General features: G+C 68.4%; 18 protein-coding genes. 5 read left to right on the forward strand and 13 right to left on the reverse strand.

The features are described from left to right. Window positions 1–116: 116 nt before the first annotated feature. The 6 genes from ACWGRX_RS12820 to ACWGRX_RS12845 all read right to left on the reverse strand — a co-directional run bounded on the left by ACWGRX_RS12820 (window position 117) and on the right by ACWGRX_RS12845 (window position 6,020). On the reverse strand, window positions 117–1,016 hold the full coding sequence (locus ACWGRX_RS12820) for a hypothetical protein (RefSeq protein WP_452117831.1): 900 nt from the start codon (window positions 1,014–1,016) through the stop codon (window positions 117–119). Between the two features lie 156 nt (window positions 1,017–1,172). Further along, a complete protein-coding gene (locus ACWGRX_RS12825) occupies window positions 1,173–1,745 on the reverse strand; it encodes an NUDIX hydrolase (protein ID WP_452117832.1) in 573 nt (190 codons plus the stop codon). A gap of 9 nt (window positions 1,746–1,754) precedes the next feature. Next, window positions 1,755–2,792: a DUF3616 domain-containing protein gene (locus ACWGRX_RS12830; protein ID WP_452117833.1), complete on the reverse strand. Its 1,038-nt coding sequence runs from the start codon at window positions 2,790–2,792 to the stop codon at window positions 1,755–1,757. Window positions 2,793–3,003: 211 nt separating this feature from the next. Next, window positions 3,004–3,459 (reverse strand): nucleoside deaminase, encoded by a 456-nt coding sequence (locus tag ACWGRX_RS12835; RefSeq protein WP_452117834.1) that lies wholly within the window; start codon window positions 3,457–3,459, stop codon window positions 3,004–3,006. Between the two features lie 103 nt (window positions 3,460–3,562). Further along, window positions 3,563–5,173 (reverse strand): malate synthase A, encoded by a 1,611-nt coding sequence (gene aceB / locus ACWGRX_RS12840; protein WP_452117835.1) that lies wholly within the window; start codon window positions 5,171–5,173, stop codon window positions 3,563–3,565. A gap of 160 nt (window positions 5,174–5,333) precedes the next feature. Continuing rightward, window positions 5,334–6,020, reverse strand: a complete 687-nt coding sequence (locus tag ACWGRX_RS12845; protein WP_291646860.1) for an OmpW/AlkL family protein — start codon at window positions 6,018–6,020, stop codon at window positions 5,334–5,336. Window positions 6,021–6,246: 226 nt separating this feature from the next. Between ACWGRX_RS12845 and ACWGRX_RS12850 the strand changes: the two genes are divergently transcribed. Then, a complete protein-coding gene (locus tag ACWGRX_RS12850; protein ID WP_452117836.1) occupies window positions 6,247–6,534 on the forward strand; it encodes an SH3 domain-containing protein in 288 nt (95 codons plus the stop codon). Between the two features lie 38 nt (window positions 6,535–6,572). On the opposite strand, the gene ACWGRX_RS12855 is transcribed toward ACWGRX_RS12850, so the two are convergent. Genes ACWGRX_RS12855 through ygfZ form a run of 3 tightly spaced genes read right to left on the reverse strand, consistent with a single transcriptional unit; the run spans window position 6,573 to window position 8,688 of the window. Further along, the gene (locus ACWGRX_RS12855) at window positions 6,573–7,172 is read right to left on the reverse strand and encodes a YfbR-like 5'-deoxynucleotidase (protein ID WP_452117837.1); all 600 of its coding nucleotides are present in this window, start codon (window positions 7,170–7,172) and stop codon (window positions 6,573–6,575) included. Beyond that, complete coding sequence (locus ACWGRX_RS12860; protein WP_452117838.1) at window positions 7,172–7,807, reverse strand: DNA-3-methyladenine glycosylase I; 636 nt, start codon at window positions 7,805–7,807, stop codon at window positions 7,172–7,174. Before ACWGRX_RS12860 ends, ACWGRX_RS12855 begins: the two co-directional genes overlap by 1 nt. Beyond that, a complete protein-coding gene (gene ygfZ, locus ACWGRX_RS12865; protein ID WP_452117839.1) occupies window positions 7,804–8,688 on the reverse strand; it encodes a CAF17-like 4Fe-4S cluster assembly/insertion protein YgfZ in 885 nt (294 codons plus the stop codon). The genes ACWGRX_RS12860 and ygfZ overlap by 4 nt, the downstream gene beginning before the upstream one ends. A gap of 247 nt (window positions 8,689–8,935) precedes the next feature. On the opposite strand from ygfZ, the gene ACWGRX_RS12870 reads away from it, so the two are divergent. The 4 genes from ACWGRX_RS12870 to ACWGRX_RS12885 all read left to right on the forward strand — a co-directional run bounded on the left by ACWGRX_RS12870 (window position 8,936) and on the right by ACWGRX_RS12885 (window position 12,822). Then, entirely contained in the window at window positions 8,936–10,351 is a 1,416-nt protein-coding gene (locus ACWGRX_RS12870; RefSeq protein ID WP_452117840.1) for a pyridoxal phosphate-dependent decarboxylase family protein, read from the forward strand. 212 nt (window positions 10,352–10,563) lie between these two features. Next, a complete protein-coding gene (locus ACWGRX_RS12875) occupies window positions 10,564–10,986 on the forward strand; it encodes a YciI family protein (protein WP_452117841.1) in 423 nt (140 codons plus the stop codon). Between the two features lie 70 nt (window positions 10,987–11,056). Then, window positions 11,057–11,476: a YciI family protein gene (locus ACWGRX_RS12880; protein ID WP_452117842.1), complete on the forward strand. Its 420-nt coding sequence runs from the start codon at window positions 11,057–11,059 to the stop codon at window positions 11,474–11,476. A 77-nt stretch (window positions 11,477–11,553) separates the two neighbouring features. Then, window positions 11,554–12,822, forward strand: coding sequence for an RNA polymerase sigma factor (locus ACWGRX_RS12885; RefSeq protein WP_452117843.1), 1,269 nt, complete (start codon window positions 11,554–11,556; stop codon window positions 12,820–12,822). A gap of 227 nt (window positions 12,823–13,049) precedes the next feature. Here ACWGRX_RS12885 and ACWGRX_RS12890 read toward each other — a convergent pair whose 3' ends face one another. The 4 genes from ACWGRX_RS12890 to ACWGRX_RS12905 form a co-directional block, all read right to left on the reverse strand. Then, window positions 13,050–13,319 carry a hypothetical protein gene (locus tag ACWGRX_RS12890; RefSeq protein WP_291636005.1) on the reverse strand — a complete coding sequence of 90 codons (270 nt, stop codon included), beginning with the start codon at window positions 13,317–13,319 and terminating at the stop codon, window positions 13,050–13,052. A gap of 187 nt (window positions 13,320–13,506) precedes the next feature. Continuing rightward, complete coding sequence (locus ACWGRX_RS12895; protein ID WP_452117844.1) at window positions 13,507–13,950, reverse strand: TIGR02301 family protein; 444 nt, start codon at window positions 13,948–13,950, stop codon at window positions 13,507–13,509. Then, window positions 13,947–14,429 carry an NUDIX hydrolase gene (locus tag ACWGRX_RS12900; protein WP_452117845.1) on the reverse strand — a complete coding sequence of 161 codons (483 nt, stop codon included), beginning with the start codon at window positions 14,427–14,429 and terminating at the stop codon, window positions 13,947–13,949. Before ACWGRX_RS12900 ends, ACWGRX_RS12895 begins: the two co-directional genes overlap by 4 nt. Beyond that, window positions 14,426–15,202 (reverse strand): SDR family NAD(P)-dependent oxidoreductase, encoded by a 777-nt coding sequence (locus ACWGRX_RS12905; RefSeq protein WP_291636012.1) that lies wholly within the window; start codon window positions 15,200–15,202, stop codon window positions 14,426–14,428. The genes ACWGRX_RS12900 and ACWGRX_RS12905 overlap by 4 nt, the downstream gene beginning before the upstream one ends. Between the last annotated feature and the right edge of the window lie 8 nt (window positions 15,203–15,210).

Here is a 15,210-nt window from a genome sequence, read left to right on the forward strand (position 1 = left end):
TTATCAGATCGCGCGTGCCGCGGCGTGCGGCACGGTCCGCAGTGAGGCTTCTACCATCGCAGCCCGTTTGTCATCGCATGGCGGGGAAAGTCGGATTCATATTGCCGAGCGCGGGGTCAGAAATTGTAGGCGGCTTTCAGCTTCACCAGATGCTGGCTGAAATTGCTGATGTCGAGATCGCCGGGCTGGCCCTTGGCCTTGCCGGCGAGTTGGACATTGTAGGCTGCCGAGATGGCGAGCGCCTTCGTCGCCTGCCAGTAGACGCCGGGGCCGGCGAAGGTGGCGTAACCGAGATTGTCGCCGAGGCCGAGTTCGTTCTGACGGCGCTGATGGCGGATCTCGCCGCTGAGATAGAGCCCGTCGGCGACCTGCCAGGCGAGCGAGCCGGCGAGCGTCAGGGTCGATGAGCGCTGATAGGGGCTCGGGCCGGTCCAGGTCAGATCCTGCGAAAGGTTGAGGGCGGCATAGAGCTTGCCCCGGATGAGCGCCGTGTCGGCATAGAGGCGCAGGCCGGTGTTGTAGGTGGTGAAGGGGCCGGCACCGGTCGGGTCGGTGCGATTGAAGCTGGGATCGACGACGATGGTGAGGCCGAGGCCGTGCAGGTCGCGGCCGAGCAGGCGGTATTTCATCTCCAGGCCCGCGCCGAGCCCGCGCGCATCGGCCTTCATGCCGGCGATGGTCGCGTCGGTGTAGCCGCCGAGCAGGTAAGGGCCGATCTCGATGCAAGGCCAGAGGCCGTAGGAGCCCTGCAATTGCAGTCCGTGCACGGACTGCCGGCCGTCGCGAGCGCCGAAGCCGCCGCCATAGCTCAGGCTGGCGCCGAAGGAGCCGGGGTCGGCGACCTCCGAGCCGGTGGTGAAGCCGAAGGCGTCGATCGGGATGCTGTCGCTTTCGGTGCAGGCCGAGAGCGCAGGCGGGGCGGCCGGTGCCGGCTTCCGAGCGGGCAGGTCGGCGGCTGGTGCGGGCGCCAGGGCGGCCGAAGCGGCGAGGGCGAGGAGAGCGAGCCGGAGCGGCATGCGGCGGGCGCTTTCGAAAGGGCGGCGAACCGGGCCAGCATGCGCCCGCGCATTCGCTGCCGCGAGAGGCCGGCCGGCGCGATTGCTGCATTGCGCCGGATAGTTGCCGCTGCGCAACATCGGCTCGCGCAGGGCGGCCTCGTGGCGGCCCCGAACTCAGGCGGTCTCGGCCAGCCCCTGCAGCCGCGCGAAAGCGACCGGAGCGATCTCCGCCAGCTCCGCGACCGGTTTCCACGCCGCGGCATGAACCTCCTCCTCCTGCGCGACCAGCGGCAAAGCGGGGTCGGCCAGGAAGAGATATTGCAGGTCGTGATGGATATGGGCGGGTTCGCCGCGCGAGGGCTTGCCGGGAACCTCATGGCTGTCGATGGCGAAGGGCAGGTCGCCGCTGCGATGCCAGGGGTGCAGGGAAAGTCCGGCGACGCCGGTTTCCTCCACCGCCTCGCGGGCCGCCGATTCGTGGAAGCGCGGCGCCGGTTCGTAATGCCCGCCGGGCTGGAGCCAGCGGCCGATCACGACATGGTCGATCAGCAGGATGCGGGCGTGGTCCGGCGAGAGCACGAAGGCGCTGGTGGTGACGTGCCCGGGAAAGGTGTCGCGCTCGGCGAGGGCATGACGCTCGCCGATCTGCCAGCGCAACAAGGCCAGATGCTCGCGGGGCCCGGCGACCTCGGAGCGATAACGCGTCACCAGCGGCTCGAGCCGGCCGAGAAAATCGTGGACGGACATCGGGAGACCTCAGGGCAGCGGCAGGCGGTAGCGCTCGAAGCCGCCATTCTTGGCGCCGTCATAGCCGACGATGACATCGAGTCGGTTGCCACGCTGGCCGAGGATCGTCACTGCCTCCGCCTTCAGGCCGGGGCGGGCCGGCAGGTCGCCGAGCAGCCTGGTGGCCTCGGGTTTGATCGGGTCGACCAGCAGGAGCGAATAGGCGAGCGACTGCTCGGCAGCCGGCCCGACCAGGACCAGAAGCCGGCCGTCAGGCAGGGCGGCGAGGTCACGGATGCCGCGGTCGCGGTCGGCGGGAATGGCGATCACGGTCGGCGCGACCGTTGCCGGATCGTGGCCGGGGGCGAACAGGGCGTCGACCGGCGCACCGACCAGGAAGGCCTTGCCCGCGATCGAGGGCGCGCGCAGGCCGGCCCAGAGGATCGGGCCGGTGACGGCGACGCCTTCGAGATTCATCCCGTTCTCGTCATTGAGGGCCTTGCCGAAATAGGGCGCGGCGTCTCCGGCCTGGCGCAGCATGTCGCTCAGGCGATAGGTGAGCTCGATTTTCCCGGACGGAGAGCCGGCTTCGTCGACCCGGAGCCGGGCGAGATGGAAGGCCGAAAGCCGGAACTCGCCCTTGTGACGCGAGCAGCCATGCGAGCCGGCGACGTAGAAGGCTCCGGCGGAGAAGGTGACGGCCTCGCCGTCGAGTTCCGCGAATGCGCCGGCTTCCCTGCAGATGCCGCCGGGCGGCGTGCCGAGCGTGGCGCTGGAGGCCTCGTCGCCGATCAGGGGCACGGTCGCGCCAGGGGTGACGCGGTTCTCGGCGATCTGGGCGAACTGCGCGAAGGAGCCTTCGTCATTGATCACGAGGCAGCGCAGCGTGCCGGTCGCCGACGGCATGCAGGCGAGGCCGCTGAGATCGACCGCGGTCTTGCCGGGCTTCTTGCCGGCGAAGTCGCCATTGCTGCGCAGGCGCTGCTCGGGCGTGAGCGTGTTGGCGGCCGCCGCGGCAGGGCTGAGCAGGGCAGTGGCGAGCAGAATGGCGAGCAGGCGAGACGGCATGGCAAATCCAGGCGGCGAATCGAGCGGGCCGGACTGGCGGACGCCCGAAATTAGCTGACCCGCAGCCTCGCCGATTGCAAGGCTGCGGGTCAGCTTAGAATGAATGCAGCGCTGCGGCGAGCCGCCGAATCCGGGTCATGCTGTCGAAAAAGGCCCGGTTCTCCACGATGCGTCATTAGCGTTGCCGTGGCCGGCCTGCGGGCCGGCTGTGCTAGCCGGGCTTGCGGCTCCAGTCCTCATAGAGCCCGGCCTCGTCGGCGGGGCGCAAGGGTCGCAGCGGGATGGACTGGGCCTGCGGATCCCTGGCCATCTCGGCATAGACCTTGGCGGTGGACAGGCCGAATTCCTCACCATCCTCGTTCGAATAGGCGAAGAAAGCCGCCTTGACGCCGGTCAGGTGCATGGCGGCGATGCACATCGGGCAGGGATGGCCGCTGGCATAGATGGTCGCGCCGTCGAGGCGCGGCGTGCCGAGCTCCGCGCTCGCCTGACGGATCGCTTCGAGCTCGGCATGGGCGGTCGGGTCGTTCGTCTCGTGGGTGCGATTGACGGCGCGGGCGAGAATCTTGCCGTCGCGCACCAGCACGGCGCCGAAGGGGCGTCCGCCCTGTCCGATATTGTCGCGGGCGAGCGCCACCGCCTCGCGCATGAAGCTCTCGTCGGACATGGGCTGCCTCCGATCATCATGGCCCCGGGCCGGGGACGAGCCCGGCCCGGGGCCTTTGTCAACTTACCGGCAGGCGCCAAGATGGCGGTGCCTGTCGCGGGCTTCAGCCGAGCTTGCCATAGGCGGGGACGGTGAGGAAATCCTCGAATTCCGGCGCGAGCGAGAGCTTGGCGAAGAGTTCGATCGCCTCCGGGAAGCGGCCCTTGTCATAGGCCTCGGCGCCGAGCTCGCCGCGGACGCGCTCCATTTCCTCGGCGAGGCAGCGCTTGAACAGATCTGCGCTGACCTTGGTGCCGCCGTCGACCTCGACGCCGTACTGGACGAACTGCCAGATCTGGGCGCGGCTGATCTCGGCCGTCGCCGCATCCTCCATCATGTTGTAGATCGGCACGGCGCCGCGCCCACGCAACCAGGCCTCGAGATACTGCACGCCGACGCGGATGTTCTCGCGGAAGCCGGCCTCGGTGCGGCTGCCCTCGTGCACTTCGAGGAGATCCGCACGGCCGACACTCACATCCTCGCGCTTCTTGTCGAGCTGGTTCGGCTGCGGCATCAGCCGGTCGAACACCTCCATCGCGACCGGGACGAGGTCGGGATGGGCGACCCAGGTGCCGTCATGGCCGTCGCCGGCCTCGCGCTCCTTGTCGGCCTTGACCTTGGCGAAGGCGGCGGCATTGGCTTCGGGGTTGTTCTTGACCGGAATCTGCGCCGCCATGCCGCCCATGGCGAAGGCGCCGCGGCGATGGCAGGTCTTGATCAGCAAGAGCGAATAGGCGCGCAGGAAGGCCTTGGTCATCACCACCTGCGAACGGTCGGGCAGGATGAAGGCCTTGTTGCGGGCGAGCTTCTTGATGAAGGAGAAGATGTAGTCCCAGCGGCCGCAGTTCAGGCCGGCCATGTGGTCGCGCAGCTCGTAGAGGATCTCGTCCATCTCGAAGGCGGCCGGCAGGGTCTCGATCAGCACGGTCGCCTTGATCGTGCCGGTCTTGAGGCCGAGCGCGTTCTGGGCGGCGACGAAGACGTCGTTCCAGAGCCTGGCCTCGAGATGGCTCTCGAGCTTGGGCAGGTAGAAATAGGGGCCCGAGCCCTGGGCCAGCGCCGCCTTGGCGTTGTGGAAGACATAGAGGCCGAAATCGACCAGGGACCCCGAGGCGATCTCGCCGTCGATCTCGATATGGCGCTCGGGAAGATGCCAGCCGCGCGGCCGAATGATCAGGACGGCGGGCTTGTCCTTGAGCTTGTAGGCCTTGCCGGTGGTGGCGTCGGTGAAGTCGATCTTGCCGGCCCAGCGATCCGTGAGATTGATCTGGCCTTCGACCATGTTGGCCCAGACCGGCGAGGAGGCGTCCTCGAAATCGGCCATGAAGACCTTGGCGCCGGAATTCAGCGCGTTGACGATCATCTTGCGGTCGACGGGGCCGGTGATCTCGACACGGCGATCCAGCAGATCGGCCGGGATCGGCGCCACCTTCCAGTCGCCCTCGCGGATATGCCGGGTCTCGGCCAGGAAGTCGGGCGTCTCGCCGGCGTCGAAGCGCTTCTGGCGCTCGGCCCGCAGCGCCAGCAGGCGCTTCCTGGTTTCGTTGAAGCGGCGCTGCAGATCGGCGACGAAGGCGAGCGCCTCATGGCTCAGGATCTCGTCATAGCGCGCGGCGAGCGCACCCTTGACGACGACGCCCTTCGGCAGGGACAGGCTGGGCTCGGTGGCGGACATGGCGGGCTCCTCTCGGCGGTCCAATGCGTGCTGGAGGCCACTATGTCTCTGGATTATTTTATCCGATAGGCGTCAGATTGCCGAGGACTTTTGCCTTTCTGGAAACAATAAGCCGCCGCCCTTGGAAGGGCGACGGCCGGTCCGGACGCGCGGGAGGCGTTCAGAACTTGTAGGTGATGCCGGTGCCGAAGATCCAGGGATCGATCTTCACCTTGCCGCTGACGGCGCCGCCATTCACCTTGACCTTGGGCTCGAGGAAGAGCTTCTTCACGTCGAAATTGATGCCCCAATGCTTGTCGAGCATGATGTCGACGCCGGCCTGCAGGGCGAAGCCGAACGAATCCTTCAGGTTGAAGCTGGTGAAGCCGCCCTTGGCCTTCTCGTCGAAGAAGACGGTGTAGTTGATGCCCGCGCCGACATAGGGCTTGAAGGCGCCGATCGGATCGAAATGATATTGCAGCGTCAGCGTCGGCGGCAGCAGCCAGGCCGAGCCGATGCGCGCGCCCGCGAGCGCGCCGGCGCCCTTCACATTGTGCGGGGTGACGCCGAGGATGAGTTCGACCGCGAGGTTGCGGGTGAAGAAATAGGTGATGTCGAGCTCGGGCACGACCGAGGTCGAGATCGAGACGTCGCCGCCGACGATCGGCGCGCCGCCCATCCGCAGGCTGGCCGATTCCTGCGGCATCACGACGAGGGCGCGTCCGCGGATCATCCAGGGGTTCCAGGGGTCGATGGCGGTCATCGTGGGGGCGGTCTTGCGCGAAGGCAGGTCGGCGGCGGTGGCGCCGAGCGACGTCGCGCCCAGGAGCGCGGCTGCGAGCGAGGCGAGGGCGATACGAGACGTCATCGGAGAGCTTCCTGCACGGAGGGGCCGCATGAGGCGGTGCAGACCGCTTCGATCATGAGCCGGGGCGGCTGATCCTTGACCTCTATCAAAGATCTGGATGCGGGCGGGCGAACCGCGATCGACGTGGCATTTTTGTGACGGCGGCGGCGCGAGAACCGCTCTGAGGCCGACATAGGCGGAAGGCCGGCGGCCATGGACGCTGGTCGACGACCAGAAGGATGCCCTTATGACCGCCCTCCGCCTCGGACTCTTCGCTGCCGCCCTCGCTGCCGGTTTCGCCGCCGGCCCGGCCATGGCGCAGAATCGTTGCGCCGTGACCGACCCGACCGGCACGCCGCTGAACATCCGCGAGACGCCCAATGGCGACATCATCGGCCGCGTCACCAACGGCGTCGGCGTCAGGGTGGTGAATTCGAGCTTCGACGAGCGCGGCCGGCCCTGGGTGTTGATTCGTCCGCGCGGCACGGGCCAGGTCGTGGGCTGGGTCTATCGGGAGTTCGTTTCCTGCTATTGAGACCGCGGCAAACTCTCCTCCGGCGGCCTCAAGGTCTCTCAGTCGGACAGGGTCGTGAACCGCGCCAGGAAGGCCTGTTGCGCCACTTCCGTCGGCTCGGGCTTCAGCAGGTCCAGCACCTCGCGCGGCAGCGCCTGAGGCCTGCCGAAGATGCGCAGCGCCTCGGCCCGCTCGAAGCCGGCGAGTTCGGTCGCCTCCAGGAAGGCGGCGACGTGGTCGGCTTCCTTGGTCTTGCGCTTCACCAGCGCCGGGGGCGACGCCGGCAGAGAAAAACGCAGATGGATCGCGCCGAGCAGGCGCAGCTCGACGCTCTTATAGGCGTCGCCCATCACCGCCTTGAACGGCGAGATCATGTCGCCGATGACGTATTCCGGCGCGTCATGCAGCAGCGCCATCAGCCGCCATTCTCGCGACCAGTCCGGGTTGAGATGGCCGGCGATCGCCTCGACCAGTAGGGAATGCTGCGCGACCGAGAAGGAATGGGCGCCGCGCGTCTGGCCGTTCCAGCGAGCGACGCGGGCAAGGCCATGGGCGATGTCCTCGATCTCGACATCGAGCGGCGAGGGGTCGAGCAGATCGAGCCGCCGGCCCGACAGCATGCGCTGCCAGGCGCGTGGTGCGGCAGGAGCTTTGGCCATCAGGCTGCCGGGCGGGTGTCGCGGGCGAGCGCCGCGCATTCCTCCCAGCGGAAGCAGCCGGTGAGGTGGTCGTTGACCATGCCGCAGGCCTGCATCACCGCATAGACAATGGTCGGGCCGCAGAAGGTGAAGCCGGCAGCCTTGAGCTCCTTTGAGATCGCCTTCGACACGGCGGTCTCCGCCGGTACGCCCTCATGGGTCCGGAAGGTGTTCTGGATCACCCGGCCGTCGAGATGTTTCCAGAGGAAGTCGGTGAAGGGCTGCTTCTCGCTGATTTCGAGATAGGCCCGCGCATTGCGGATCGTGCCCTCGATCTTGCCGCGATGGCGGACGATGCCGGCGTCGGCGAGCAGGCGCTGGACATCAGCCTCGCCGAAACGCGCGACCTTCTCCGGCTCGAAACCGGCGAAACCGGCGCGGAAGGCGTCACGCTTGCGCAGGATGGTGATCCAGGACAGGCCGGCCTGGAAGCCGTCGAGCATCAGCTTTTCCCAGAGCGTGCGGGAATCGTATTCCGGAACGCCCCATTCGCTGTCGTGATAGGCGAGGTAGAGCGGATCGCTCCCCGGCCAGATGCAGCGATATTTGCCGTCTGCTCCCTGGACCGCCTCGCGCCCGCCGGTGAGGTCGTTCATGCCGCCGCTCCGAATTCGGGCTCGCCGGGGAAGGGGAAGCGGATGAAGGCCGGCTTCTCCAGCGTGAAGGCGAGGCCGCCGGCATCGAGTCCGTGGCCGGCGGCGAGCGCATCCGCCACCCGGTCGAGCCGGAGCAAAGCGAGGCCGCGGCCTCCCGCGCAGGAGCCGATGCGGCCGAGCAGCTTGCCGCCGGCGCTGGCCTCGACGCCGTCCTCGGGATTCAGACCCTCGCTGAAGACCACCGGCACGACCCGCGAGCGCGCCGTGCCGCGATGCTGCATGCGCGAGACCACTTCCTGGCCGATATAGCAGCCCTTCTTGAAGGAGACGCCGCCGAGCTGGTCGAGCAGCGCCTCATGCGGAAAAGCGTCGCCATAGACAAAGTCGCGCCCGCCATCGGGAATGCCGAGGGCGATGCGGCGGGCGTGATAATCCTCCATCGCGCCGCCCGCGATCTCCTCGACACCGTCGAGATCGGTGATCGCGCGGTCACCGAGTTCAGGCCGGCGCGGATCGGCATAACGCAGGCCGAGATCATCAGGCAGCCGGCCGCCATCGTCCGCGACGATGACGGCGGTGCTTTCGCTGAGGTCGTCGAGCGCCACCTTGGCGCGCAGCTTGTAGAGTTTCAGGCGCTTCATCAGATCGGCGGTCTGGAGGAGCGGGCAATCGAGCAGGAAGCCGCCGCCATCCTCCTCCGGCACGGCGACGATGAGAAAATCGCCGATGATCTTGCCCTGCGGTGTCAGCAGCGCGCCATAGCCGGCGCGCTCGCTGCCGACCTCGTCCATCTCGTTGGTGACGATGTTCTGCAGGAAGTCGCGGGCATCGTCGCCGCTGACGCGGATGACGCCGCGGTCTACCAGTCTGATCGCCGGCATGTCGAACCTTACGCTTCGTGGTGGCTGCGGCTGGGCGCCGTTCGCAGGGATAGTTAGGTCGCTTCGGCGGCATGCTCAACCGGCCGCGTGCCGACAACCGCGATGACGAGGCGGTTTTCCCTAGGCTCCGCAGGAAACGGGTGCCTGGTGGCCGGGGCGGGGCGAGCCCGACGCACCTTCGCATATTCAGCTGACAATGGCCTGTTTCCTGCCAGAATGGGCCCGCCGACGTCATGGAGCACGCGCCATGCCGAAGCCGCCCTTCGATCAAGCGGAGCTGTTCGCCGATGCGGCACGACGGGCCGCTTCGTTCCGGGAGACCTTGCCGAACCGGCTTCAGCGGCCGCTGGCTGATTATGCCGGGATGCTGCGCCGCCTTGCGGCACCGACGCCGGAAACGGGTCTGCCGGCGGGCGAGGTGATCGCGGCGCTCGACGCGCAGATGCAGCCGGGGCTTCACGCCATGGCGGGCGGGCGCTTCTTCGGCTGGGTCATCGGCGCGTCGCATCCGGTCGGCGTCGCGGCGGACTGGCTGACCAGCGCCTGGGGGCAGAATGCCGGCAACCATCAGGCCTCGCCGGCGGCCGCTGCGGCAGAAGCGGTCGCTTCCGGCTGGCTGCTCGATCTGCTCGGACTGCCGCAGGAAGCGTCCGTCGGCTTCGTCACCGGGGCGACGGTCGCCAACTTCGTCTGCCTCGCGGCGGCGCGCAGCGAGGTGCTGCGGCGCGTCGGCTGGGATGTCGAGGCCGACGGCCTGTTCGGGGCGCCGCCGATCAAGGTGGTGATCGGCGACGACGCGCACACCACGGTGTTCTCGGCGCTGCAATTGCTGGGGCTCGGCCATGACCGCGTCGTTAGGGTCGCGACCGATCCACAGGGGCGGATCGAGGCCGAGGCCTTCGCGGTGGCGCTCAAGGCCGGCGAAGGGCCGGCGATCGCGGTGCTGCAGGCCGGCCAGATCAATACCGGTGCCAGCGATCCTTTCCGCCGGCTGATTCCGTTCGCACACCGGCACGGGGCCTGGGTGCATGTCGACGGCGCCTTCGGGCTCTGGGCGCGGGCCAGCGCGCAGACGGCCCAACAGGTCGATGGTGTGGAGGAGGCCGATTCCTGGGCGACGGACGGGCATAAATGGCTGCAGACGCCCTATGATTGCGGCTATGCGATCATCCGCGACGGAAAGGCGCATCGCCGCGCCATGACGGCGGCGGCGAGCTATCTGCCCGAGGTCGCCGATGGCGAGCGCGACCCCAGCCATTTCGTGCCGGAATTGTCGCGGCGGGCGCGGGGCTTCGCCAGCTGGGCGATGATCCGCCATCTCGGCCGCTCCGGCATCGCGGCGATGGTCGCCCGCCACTGCACCTTGGCGCGCCGGATGGCCGAGCGCCTCCAGGCCGAGCCGGGTGTCGCGATCGTCAACGAGGTCTGCCTGAACCAGGTCGCGGTGCGCTTCGGGAGCGATCTGCCCATGGCGGAAGGCGATGCGCTGACGCATGCCGTGATCGCCCGCCTGCAGGCCGACGGCACCTGCTTCGCCGGCGGGGCGAAATGGCGCGGCCTCGCGATCATGCGGCTCTCGGCGATCTCCTGGGCGACCGACGATGAGGATGCCGACGCCGCGGTCGCGGCGATCCTCCGCGCCTGGCTTGCCTGCCGCGGCTGAGTTTTGCGGCGGCCCTGTCACGCTCGCGGCCTCCAATTCGACGTGCCGACGACGGCGGTTTCCGCTGCTGCAAAAAAAATGCGCCGGGCTCTGAAAAAAGTTTCGGCGGCCTGTCGATCTCGCCGCGCCTCGTTCGACGTGAAGACAGAGGGCAGGAATTCTCCTGCTCCGGACATCAGGGCAAAGCGAACCCCAAGGGCAGGAGAAGACAGATGCGCGTGATGGTTCTGGTCAAGGCCGACAAGGACAGCGAAGCCGGCGTGATGCCGAGCGCAGAGATGCTCACCAGGATGGGCGCCTATAACGAGGAGCTGGTGAAGGCCGGCGTGATGCTGGCGGGCGAGGGGCTCCACCCGAGTGCGAAGGGCCTGCGCATGCGCTTCTCGGGCACGCAGCGGATGATCACCGACGGCCCCTTCGCCGAGGCCAAGGAGCTGCTCTGCGGCTTCTGGATCTGGCAGGTCCGTTCCTTCGACGAGGCGGTCGAATGGCTGAAGCGGGCGCCCTTCGACGGGGGCGCCGAGATCGAGCTGCGGCCGGTCTTCGAGATGGAGGATTTCGGCGAGGTGTTGACGCCGGAACTGCGCGAGCAGGAAGAGCGGGTGCGCGCCGAGGCGGCGAAGCTCGCCAGCTGAACTCATCCCCTGCCAAAGGACGGCCGTCACGGAGCGCGGCCGATCCGTTCCCCACTCAAGGAGAAGTCCGATGCGTTTCATGATTCTGGTCAAGGCGACCAAGGACAGCGAAGCCGGCGCGCCGCCGAGCCAGGAACTGCTCGAAGCGATGATGGCCTATAATGAGGAGTTGGTGAAAGCCGGCATCATGAAGGGCGGCGATGGCCTGCAGCCGAGCGCCAAGGGCGTGCGCGTGCAGTTCGACGGGCCGAAGCGCGCGGTCGTCGACGGCCCCTTCGCCGAGACCAAGGAGCTCGTCGCGGGCTATTGGCTCTGGGAATGCGCTTCGCTCGACGAGGCGGTCGCCTGGGTCAAGCGTTGCCCCAATCCTATGCCCGGCCCGTCCGAGATCGAGATCCGCCCGCTCTACGACCTCGCCGATTTCGGCGAGATCGTCACGCCCGAGACGGAGGCGACCTGGCAGCGCCTCAAGAGCGAGATCGGCGAGTAGAGTCGGCTGCTCGCCTGGCGGGCGGCGCGGCCGGGCGGCTTGCCAGCCGGCGATCCTGATGCTGTCTATCGCAGCCGATGTCGGCGAGCGATGCACACCGCGCCATCGAGGCGGTCTTCCGGATCGAGGCTCCCAGGCTGATCGCCGGCCTCGCCCGTCTCACGCGCGATGTCGGCCGGGCCGAGGAGCTGGCGCAGGACGCGCTGGTCGTGGCGCTGCAGCAATGGCCGGGCGAGGGCGTGCCGCGCAATCCCGGCGCCTGGCTGATGCAGGCGGCCAGGCACCGCGCCCTCGATGGCTTACGCCGCGACAAGATGCTGAAGCGCAAGCACGAGGAGATCGGCCGCGATATCGACGAGGAGGCCGATCCGACCGCCGGGCTCGAGGAGGCGCTCGACGACGAGGTCGGCGACGACCTGCTCAGGCTGATCTTCACCGCCTGCCATCCGGTGCTGGCGGTCGAGGCGCGGCTCGCACTGACGCTGCGCCTGATCGGCGGCCTGACCACCGAGGAGATCGCCCGCGCATTCCTGGTGCCGGAACCGACCATGGCGCAGCGCCTGGTGAGGGCGAAGAAGGCGCTGGCCGAGGCGAATGTGCCCTATGAGGTGCCGCATGGGCCGGAGCTCGCAGAGCGGCTCGGCTCGGTGCTCGAGGTCGTCTACCTGATCTTCAACGAGGGCTATGCCGCGACCACCGGCGAGGATTGGGTGCGTCCGGGGCTGTGCGAGGAGGCGATGCGGCTCGGCCGTATCCTGGCGGGGCTCGCACCGCGGGAGCCCGAGGTGCACGGCCTCGTCGCCCTGATGGAATTACAGGCCTCGCGCCTGCGTGCCCGAATCGGCCAGGACGGTCAGCCCGTGCTGCTGCTCGACCAGAACCGGGCGCTCTGGGACCATCTGCTAATCAGTCACGGCCTCAAGGCGCTGGAGACGGCGCGGGGGCTGGCGCCGTCGCCGGGGCCTTACGTCCTGCAGGCCGAACTCGCCGCCTGCCATGCCCGGGCGCGCAAGGCGGAGGAGACCGACTGGGCGCGGATCGCCGCGCTCTATGGCGCGCTCGGCGCGCTGACGCCCTCGCCGGTGATCGAGCTCAACCGGGCCGTGGCGGTCGCGATGGCGGAAGGGCCGGCCGCCGGGCTCGCGCTCGTCGATGCGCTGGCCGCGGCACCGGCGCTGAAGAACTACCATCTGCTGCCGAGCGTGCGGGCCGATCTCCTGGCCAAGCTCGGCCGCCATGACGAGGCGCAGGCCGAGTTCAGGCGCGCTGCCGGCATGACCAGGAACCGGCGCGAGCGCGATCTGCTGCTGGGCCGGGCGGAGACGGCGCGAAAGGCGGCCGGCTGAAGGTCCTGCCGTCATTCACGGGCGCAGCGAAGCGCGGACTCGAGAAATTCATGACGAGAAGGCGCAGGCCGGAGCCTCTTCCGGCCTAAGATGCAGGGGGCAAGCCCGAGCAAGACGTTCTGTACTATAGCATCGGACCGAAAGGTGGATTCCACTTTTCGGAGAATTCCGATGCGATAACAATGCGATGGCTCGCCGTGACCGCGTCCGGGCGGACGCGCGGCGATCTAGTGGCGCGTGCCGGTGGTGAAGATGCCGGTGCGAAGCTTCTCGGGCAGGGCCTGGGCGAAGACCGCCGTCGCTTCCTCGCCATAGGTCTCGACCAGCGTGCGCATCGCCGCGAACAGTGCGGCATGGGCGAGCGCATCGGAATCGAGCCCGTCCTGCCGGCCCTCGGCGAAGGCGTCCTCGATATAGCAATAGGCGACGCGGCGGGCGTCGCTCACATCTTCGGCGAGCAGCGGATCGAGCGGCAGATCGTCGGAGAGAACGGACATGAAGTCTTCAAAACCCGGCAGGCGTCAACGGGGTGCATTCCCGATCCGGTGCGCGAGAGAACGCATCCGTCTCGAAGCAGTGATGCAATGGTTTATAGGCGGGGCCGGCGGGGGGCGCCATCATGGTCTTTAAGAAAGGTTAATTCCCTGGGGAGAGTTTTGGCGAATTGCGACGATTGAACGCGGCTTATCCGCCGAAGCGCCCGGCCAGGGCCCGTGCCAGCTTCTCGCCTTCGCTGGCGAGCCGGCTCGAGGCCTCCTGGCTGCCCTCGCCGCAGACCCGATGCGTCGCCGAATAGGCCCGAAAACCGCGATTATAGGCGCTCGCCAGCCGCTCGCGTCGCTGCGGGCCGCGGCCCTCCGATTCGAGCAGCGCCGCCATACGCTCGCGCCAGTCCTGCGCCTCGCGGGCGCCGCACAGGGTGCGCAGATAGGCGAGCGAGCCCATAATCTCGGCGAGCTTGAGCAATTGCGGCTCGTAGGGCGGGGGCGGCGCCTCGGGTTCCGGCGCCGGCGCTTCCTGGCGCTGCGAGGCAGGCGGCGACTGTCGCGGCTGATTCGGCTGACCCAGAGCCGGCCCGCTGGCGAGGAGCGCGCAGAGCAGGGCCGAGCCGAGGCGCCGCGCCGTCATGGGCCGCCGGTCTCTCTCGAGAAAATCGCGGCGGCGCGGCGCAGCACGTCGCCGAGCTCGCGCGTCGTCGGAATGCCGCCGAGCCGCAGCGGATCGGCCCACATCACCGCACCGGCTTCCGGCCCCGGCTTCGGCTCGCCTTCCAGCCAGGCGCCGACGAAGGAGGCGACGACGAAGTGATGCGTAACCACCCCTTCCGGATCGCGCCCCATGATCTCGACATGGCGGTTGAAGCCGATGATCCGGGCGCTGACGCCGACCTCTTCCGCCAGCTCGCGCAAGGCGGCCGCCTCGAGGTTCTCGCCGAGCTCGACCTTGCCACCGGGCAGCGACCAGAGCTGGTCGGCCGGAGGCTTGGTGCGGGTCGCGAGCAGCACCTTGCCGTCACGGAAGACGGCGACCGAGGCGGCCAGCACCGGCCGCACCGGCTGCCTGCCGGCCGTCGGGAAGGGGATGACGCGGCGGCCCTGCGCGCTCAAACGTGCTGCCCGCCATTGATGTGCAGCTCGGCGCCGGTGACGTAGCTCGAGGCGTCGGTGCAGAGGAAATAGATCGCCTTGGCGACCTCCTCGGTTTTGCCGAGCCGCTGCATCGGCAGCTTCTCGACGATCTTGTCGGTGCCGGGCGAGAGGATCGCGGTGTCGATCTCGCCGGGCGAAATCGCGTTGACGCGGATGCCGAGCGGGCCGAAATCGGCGGCCATTTCGCGGGTCAGGCTGGCGAGCGCTGCCTTCGAGGTGGCGTAGGCCGCGCCGGCGAAGGGGTGGACGCGCGAGCCGGCGATCGAGGTGACGTTGACGATCGTGCCCTTGGCCGCCTTCAGCTCGTCGAGCAGGCCGCGCGCCAGCATGATCGGCGCGAAGAAATTGACCTGGAAGACCTTGTGCCAGTCGTTGAACGAGGTCGTCGCGGCGCCGAGGCGCGCGCCGCCCTGTCCCTTCGGGGAGATGCCGGCATTGTTGACCAGCGCATGAAGTTTGCCGCCCTCAGCGGCGAGACGCTTCTTGATTTCGGCGATGCCGCGCATCGTGTCCTCGGGGTCGCCGAGATCGATCTGGACATGGTCGTCGGCGCCGGAGGGCCAGGGGCATTTCTCCGAGAAGGCCTGGCGCGAGCAGGAGAGGATGCGCCAGCCCGCCATGGCGAACTGCATGACGGTGGCGTGGCCGATGCCGCGGCTGGCACCGGTCAGCAGCATGACCGGGCGCTTGCCCGGCTCGGTCTTCGGAAAGTCGAATTTGGGCATGGCCATGGAACGAG

It is taken from the genome of Allobosea sp. NPDC055594, assembly GCF_053618995.1.